This window comes from Pseudomonas sichuanensis, assembly GCF_003231305.1.
Taxonomy (GTDB): Bacteria; Pseudomonadota; Gammaproteobacteria; order Pseudomonadales; family Pseudomonadaceae; genus Aquipseudomonas; species Aquipseudomonas sichuanensis.
In genome coordinates, this window is record NZ_QKVM01000119.1 from 1 (window position 1) to 1,866 (window position 1,866).

Consider the following 1,866-nt stretch of genomic DNA (forward strand, 5'->3'; position numbering starts at 1 on the left):
ATCGAGTAGGAGGCGGCTTCACAGCCGCCGTCCTCTCACACCACCGTGCGTACGGTTCCGTACACGGCGGTTCAGGTTATACGGCTAAGCCGGTTTATCGTATCCAGTATCGAGACCAGTCCGAACCTATCCCATAGCCTCTTCGGTAGCGCCTGATTCACATGAGATGCTCCCGAGTTCCACCACGGGCCTCGGCCATTAAAGGCCGATTTACAGGCACGTTCTTCGCTCAGGCCCAGGCGCATCAGGTTGCGCGCCCTCGTTGAGGGCCGTTTCCATTGACGCCAGATGACGCAGCGAAGTTTATGCCTGACCCAACCATCCAATTTCTCAAGTGGGCGTTTGCTCTGGCTGAGCTTGAAGTAGCCAGCCCAGCCTCGCAGGACAGGGTTGATTCGCTCAATGACAGTCGCCACTTTGCGGGCCCTTACACTGCGTAGCAATATTCTGAGTCGGTCGCGTAAGCGCCCCAGGCTCATCGTTGCCACACGCAGCCTTGGTTGCTGGTGCCTGCTCATCCCGTAACCCAAGTAGTCACACTTCCAAGCCCCTGCTACTTGGCTCTTCTTCCGGTTCACCGTCAGTTTCAAACGATGGCACAGGAAGCGCTCGATACTGGCCAACACCCGCTCGCCCGCCCGAGGACTGCGCACATAAATGTTCGCATCATCGGCGTAGCGCACGAAGCGATGACCCCGCCGTTCCAATTCGCGGTCGAGCTCATCCAGAAGGATATTCGACAGCAACGGCGAGAGTGGGCCGCCTTGCGGTGTCCCCTCTTGCCGTTGGCTGACGATACCGCCCGACATGGCCCCAGCTTCAAGGTAGCGGCGGATGAGCCTAAGCACTCGCTTGTCTTCGACGCGACGCTGCAAGCAGGCCATCAGGATGTCGTGGTTGACCCGATCAAAGAACTTTTCCAGATCAAGCTCCACGCACCAGCGATGCCCCGCCGCCACATGGGAGCGGGCCAGTTCAACGGCTTGGTGAGCGCTTTTGCCCGGACGAAAACCGTAGCTGTAGTCCGAAAACAGCGGATCGAAGAGTAGCGTGAGTTGTTGCTGTAATGCTTGCTGGATCAGGCGATCCACGACGGTGGGGATTCCCAGTTGCCGTGTGCCGCCCTGCGGCTTGGGAATTTCAACCGCTCGCACTGCTTGGGGATGGTATTCACCGGCCAGCAACCTGGCCTTGAGGGTTGGCCAATACTGTTTCACGTAGCCCGCCAAGTCAGCGACCGTCATGCCATCGGCACCCGGAGCCCCCTTGTTGCTAACCACGCGTTGATACGCACGCCTGAGGTTGGCCGGTGCAAGCACCCGCTCCATCAGCGTGTCCGGCTCCGCGTTCGTCCACGTCGCTGACGCCGCCGGCACCTTTGCACTATCAGGCATCATCCTCGGCTTCTGGCCGGGACTCGGGGTGACAGTTTCCGTTATGGGAAATTTCTGCATTACGGCTACCAACGAGACAGTGACGCCTACTGGCGGCATAACCTGTTCGGCCCTTGGTGGCGCGGTTAACCGCCACTTACTACGGCCTCGGCTGACTTCTGCACGCTCGTCCCGTCGCCTCTCGACGCTCGGTAGCACAGTGGCAAACGTGCAGATCTCCCAGGGTAATTCGCGTGACCTTCCTGCTTATGCCTGTCGGATTTACGTCACAGCGTCCCGTGCAAGTACTGGGCTTTGACGATTTGGGCCGCCTCACCCCGCTGTGCCGCCTCTATCCGCTTCCTGTTCGTCAGGCCAGCAGTTTGCCTCGGGCTTCCTTCAGATTCGCGGTCGCCCACGACACCCTTGCCTCTGGCTAACACTTCCCCTTGCCGGGTGTGTAGAGGACTTTCACCTCCAAGTCACCCGCTTT

The 1,866-nt window shown here is 59.5% G+C and carries 1 protein-coding gene; it reads right to left on the reverse strand.

Annotated elements, in window-relative coordinates; all coding sequences use genetic code 11:
* Window positions 1-71 precede the first annotated feature (71 nt).
* Window positions 72-1,493, reverse strand: a complete 1,422-nt coding sequence (ltrA, locus tag DM373_RS28310) for a group II intron reverse transcriptase/maturase (RefSeq protein WP_110996604.1) — start codon at window positions 1,491-1,493, stop codon at window positions 72-74.
* Window positions 1,494-1,866: the final 373 nt, after the last annotated feature.